4 protein-coding genes are annotated in these 5,321 nt (G+C 72.1%); all 4 read left to right on the top strand.

Annotated features, from left to right (window positions below; genetic code table 11):
- Nucleotides 1-1,430 (top strand): aspartate aminotransferase family protein (locus AB0I76_RS21695; RefSeq protein WP_357038304.1); only part of this gene is annotated, 1,430 nt, incomplete at its 5' end.
- A 16-nt stretch (nt 1,431-1,446) separates the two neighbouring features.
- Entirely contained in the window at nt 1,447-2,739 is a 1,293-nt protein-coding gene (locus AB0I76_RS21690; protein ID WP_357038301.1) for a lysine N(6)-hydroxylase/L-ornithine N(5)-oxygenase family protein, read from the top strand.
- Nucleotides 2,736-3,305 carry a GNAT family N-acetyltransferase gene (locus AB0I76_RS21685; RefSeq protein WP_357038298.1) on the top strand — a complete coding sequence of 190 codons (570 nt, stop codon included), beginning with the start codon at nt 2,736-2,738 and terminating at the stop codon, nt 3,303-3,305. The genes AB0I76_RS21690 and AB0I76_RS21685 overlap by 4 nt, the downstream gene beginning before the upstream one ends.
- A complete protein-coding gene (locus AB0I76_RS21680; protein ID WP_357038295.1) occupies nt 3,302-5,080 on the top strand; it encodes an IucA/IucC family siderophore biosynthesis protein in 1,779 nt (592 codons plus the stop codon). Before AB0I76_RS21685 ends, AB0I76_RS21680 begins: the two co-directional genes overlap by 4 nt.
- Nucleotides 5,081-5,321: the final 241 nt, after the last annotated feature.

Below are 5,321 nucleotides of genomic sequence, written 5' to 3'. Positions count from 1 at the left end.
GCATCGACCGGGTGGCGACCCGGGTGGCCACCGCCGACCGCCCCTGCACCGGCGTCACGCCGGACGACCTCGCCCCGCGTGTCGCCGGCATCGACCTGGACCGCCCGCTCGCCGACACCGGCGCCGCCCTCGACGAACTCGGCGAGGTCTACCTGCGGGACGCGGTCTGGTTCCACCACCCCCGGTACCTGGCCCACCTCAACTGCCCGGTGGTGATCGCCGCCCTGCTCGGCGAGGCGGTGCTCAGCGCCGTGAACTCCTCCCTGGACACCTGGGACCAGAGCGCCGGCGCCACCCTGATCGAACGCCGGCTCGTCGACTGGACCGCCGCGCGGATCGGCCTCGGCCCGGACGCCGACGGTGTCTTCACCAGCGGCGGCACCCAGTCCAACCTCCAGGCGATGCTGCTGGCCCGCGAGGAGACCTGCGCCCGCCTCGGCCGTCCGGCCGATCGGCCGTCCCGCCCGGAGCAGCTGTCCCGGCTGCGCGTCATCACCTCCGCCGCCGGCCACTTCAGCGTCCAGAAGGCCGCCACGCTGCTCGGCCTCGACGCGGACGCGGTGATCACCGTGCCGACCGACGCCGACCGGCGGATGCGGACCGACGACCTGGCCGCCGCACTCGACCGCTGCGAGCGGGCCGGCCTGGTGGTGATGGCCGTCGTCGCCACCGCCGGCACCACCGACTTCGGCAGCATCGACCCGCTGCCGGAGATCGCCGACCTCTGCGCCGCCGCCGGCGTGTGGCTGCACGTCGACGCCGCGTACGGCTGCGGGCTGCTGGTCTCGCCGACCCGCCGGCACCTCCTGCACGGCATCGAGCGGGCCGACTCGGTCACCGTCGACTACCACAAGTCGTTCTTCCAGCCGGTCAGCTCCAGTGCCCTGCTGGTCCGCGACCGCCGGACACTGCGCCACGCCACGTTCCACGCCGACTACCTCAACCCGGCCCGGATGGTCGAGCGGCGCATCCCCAACCAGGTGGACAAGAGTCTCCAGACCACCCGCCGCTTCGACGCCTGCAAGCTCTGGCTGACCCTGCGCGTCATGGGCCCGGACGGGATCGGCGCCCTCTTCGACGAGGTGTGCGACCGCGCGGCGGGCGCCTGGCGGATGCTCACCGAGGACCCCCGCTTCGAGGTGGTGACCCGGTCCCCGCTGAGCACCGTGGTCTTCCGCTACCTGCCGACCGGCCCGGACCGCGTCCTCGCCGACGACGCCAACCTGTACGCCCGCGAGGCCCTCGCCGCCTCCGGCGCCGCGCTCGTGGCCGGTACGACGGTGGACGGCGCGCACCACCTCAAGTTCACCCTGCTCAACCCCGAGACCACCCTCGACGACGTCGCGTACGTCCTCGATCTCGTCGCGGCTCACGGGCGCGCCTACGTGGACGCCCGCACCGCCGCCCCGCTGTCCTGCCCGGTCGGCTGACACACCGGAGACCACCATGACGACGCACGACCTCATCGCCGTCGGGCTGGGCCCGTACAACCTGGGCCTGGCCTGCCTGACCGCGCCGATCGCGGACCTCGACTGCCTGTTCCTCGAAGCGCGCGACAGCTTCGACTGGCACCCCGGCATGCTGCTGGAGTCGACCCGCCTTCAGACGCCGTTCATCGCCGACCTGGTCAGCCTCGCCGACCCCACCTCGCCGTACTCCTTCCTCAACTACCTGAAGGAGACCGGCCGGCTGTACCCGTTCTACATCCGGGAGAGCTTCTTCCCGCTGCGCGTCGAGTTCGACGACTACTGCCGCTGGGCCGCCGGACAGCTGCCCAGCGTGCGCTTCGGCCACCGGGTCACCACCGTCGAATACGACGAGGCCGACGGCTGTTACGTGGTGCGGGCCGACACCGCCGACGGGACGATCACCCACCGGGCCCGCCACCTGGTGCTCGGCACGGGCACCCCGCCGCACGTGCCCGACGCGTGCCGGGGGCTGGGCGGCGACGCCGTCCACAACTCGCGGTACCGGGAGAACCGGGCGGCGCTGCGTACCAGGCGCAGCGTCACGGTGGTCGGCAGCGGGCAGAGCGCCGCCGAGATCTACCACGACCTGCTCACCGACATCGACACGTACGGCTACCAGCTGAACTGGGTCACCCGGTCGCCGCGGTTCTTCCCGCTGGAGTACACCAAGCTGACGCTGGAGATGACCTCTCCGGACTACGTGGACTACTTCCACGCCCTGCCGGAGGAGACCCGCTACCGGCTGGAGGTCGAGCAGAAGCCGCTGTTCAAGGGCATCGACGCCGACCTCATCAACGACATCTACGACCTGCTGTACGCGCGCAGCGTCGCCGGCCCGGTCCGCACCCGGCTGCTGACCTGCACCGCCCTGCGTACCGCCGCGTACGACGAGGCGAGCGGGACGTACACGCTGGGGCTGCACCACGTCGAGCAGGGACGGGACGCCACCCTGGAGACCGAGGGCCTGGTCCTGGCCACCGGTTACCGGTACCGGGTGCCCGAGTTCCTCGAACCGGTCCGGGACCGGATCCGCTGGGACGGCCACGGCCGGTTCGACGTCGCCCGCAACTACAGCATCGACCACACCGGCCGGGGGATCTTCCTCCAGAACGCCGCCACCCACGCGCACAGCGTCACTTCACCCGATCTCGGCATGGGCGCGTACCGCAACTCGTGGATCGTCCGCGAGGTGACCGGTCGCGAGCACTACCTGATCGAGAAGAGCATCGCCTTCCAGGAGTTCGGCGTGCCGGCGGGAGCCGTCTCGTGACCGTGTTCACCCGGGTCGACGACCGGCTCGGCGAGTTCGCCCTGCGTACGCTCGATCCCGACGCGGACGCCGCGCTGCTGCACGGCTGGGTGACCCACCCGAAGGCCGTCTTCTGGATGATGCAGGACGCCGACCTCGCGCGGGTCGCCGACGAGTACCGGCGGATCGCCGCCCACCCGCACCGCGACGCGTACCTCGGACTCTGGCGCGGCACCCCGGCGTTCCTCGCCGAGCGCTACGACCCCGCCCACGTCGAGCTCGTCGGGCTGCACGCCGCGGTCGAGGGCGACGTCGGCATGCACTTCCTGTGCGCGCCCACCGACACCCCGGTGCGCGGCTTCACCCGGGCGGTGATCACCACCGTGCTCGACTGGATCTTCGCCGACCCCGCCGTGCGGCGAGTCGTGGTCGAGCCCGACGTGCGCAACACGGCCGTGCACGCGCTCAACGCGGCCGTCGGGTTCGCCGTCGTCGGCCCGATCCGCAAGCCCGAGAAGGACGCGCTGCTCAGCGTCTGCACCCGCGAGCAGTTCCGGACCGCCACCCGAGGAGACGTACCCGCGTGAACGCAGGAGTCGACCACCTGACGCCCGAGCGCTGGGCCCGCGCCAACCGGCTGCTGGTCCGCAAGGCCCTCGCCGAGTTCGCCCACGAACGCCTGATCGCCCCCGAGCACACCGGCGGCGGCCGGTGGCGCGTGCGCAGCGACGACGGCGCGGTCGAGTACCGCTTCGCCGCCCGGGTGCTCGCCCTCGACCACTGGCAGATCGACGCCGACACCGTCACCCGGCACTCCGGTGGCCGGGACCTGCCGCTCGACGCGGTCGACCTCTGCCTGGACCTGCGCGGCGCACTCGGCCTCAGCGACACGGTCCTGCCGGTCTACCTGGAGGAGATCAGCGCGACCCTGGCCGGCACCGCGTACAAGCTCGCCGCGCCGCCGATCAGCGCGGCCGACCTGGCCGAGGCCGACTTCCAGACCATCGAGACGCGGATGACCGAGGGCCACCCGTGCTTCGTCGCCAACAACGGCCGGATCGGCTTCGGGGTGGACGACCACCACCGGTACGCCCCGGAGTCCGCCGCCGGTGTCCGGCTGGTGTGGCTGGCCGCCCACCGCGACCACGCCACCTTCACCTGCGCCGCCGACCTGGACTACGACACCCTGGTCCGCGCCGAACTCGACGACGACACCCGCACCCGCTTCGCGGCCACCCTCACCGGACTCGGCCTGGACCCGGGGGACTACCTGCTGCTGCCGGTGCACCCCTGGCAGTGGGAGAACAAGCTGGCCGTCACCTTCGCCGGCGAGGTCGCCCGGCGCCGGCTGGTCCACCTCGGCGAGGGACCCGACACCTACCTCGCCCAGCAGTCGATCCGCACCTTCTTCAACGTGACCCGGCCCGACCGGCACTACGTGAAGACCGCCCTGTCGGTGCTCAACATGGGCTTCATGCGGGGACTGTCGGCCGCGTACATGGAGGCCACCCCGGCGATCAACGACTGGCTCGCCGACCTCGTGCAGGGCGACCCGGTGCTCAAGGGCACCGGATTGTCGATCCTCCGGGAACGGGCCGCGATCGGCTACCGCCACGGCCAGTACGAGGCCGCCACCGACCGGTACTCCCCGTACCGGAAGATGCTGGCCGCGCTGTGGCGGGAGAGTCCGGTGCCCGGCCTGGAGCCGGGCCGGCGGCTGGCCACCATGGCGTCGCTGCTGCACACCGACCACGACGGCCGTTCCCTGGTCGCGGCGCTGATCGCGCGGTCCGGCCGGACGCCGGCCCAGTGGTTGCGCCGCTACCTCGACGCCTACCTGGTGCCGCTGCTGCACGCTCTCTACGCCCACGACCTGGCCTTCATGCCGCACGGCGAGAACGTCATCCTCGTCCTGCGCGACGCGACGGTCGAGCGGGTGATCTTCAAGGACATCGCCGAGGAGATCGTCGTCATGGACTCGGACGCCGACCTGCCGGAGCGGGTACGCCGGATCGCCGTCGCCGTGCCCGACGACGAGAAGATCCTGTGCATCTTCACCGACGTGGTCGACTGCTTCCTCCGCCACCTGGCGGCCGTCCTGGTCACCGAGGACGTCTGCGACGAGGACACCGTCTGGCGGACGGTCGCCGAGTGCGCCACCGACTACGCCGACCGGGTGCCGCACCTGGCCGACCGCCTCGCACGGTACGACCTGTTCGCACCCGAGTTCGCCCTGTCCTGCCTCAACCGGCTCCAACTGCGCAACAACCGGCAGATGGTCGACCTCGCCGACCCGTCCGCCGCGCTCCAGTTCGCCGGCACCCTGGTCAACCCGATCGCCGGCTTCCGACCGCCCCGCTGACCGGCCCACCGGCGGCCCGGCCGGGGTGCCGATTCGCGCCTCGGATCGACAAGTGTCGACGACCTCCATAGACTCCGGTCGCTCCCGTACCACGAGTCCAGGAGGTTGCCCGTGTCGTGTGAACCCCGACCGCAGTCCGCTCCGATCCCGCGTCGCCCCATCCGTACGCTGACCCGCCTCGGTGGCGCGGCGCTGCTGGCCGGCGCGCTGCTCGCCACGGCCGGGACCGCCGCGGTGGCCG

Source organism: Micromonospora sp. NPDC049799 (assembly GCF_040656655.1).
In the GTDB taxonomy this organism is placed as follows: Bacteria; Actinomycetota; Actinomycetes; order Mycobacteriales; family Micromonosporaceae; genus Micromonospora.
Note: the sequence above shows the minus strand (reverse complement) of the source record. Positions and strands in the feature narration are given on the sequence as shown.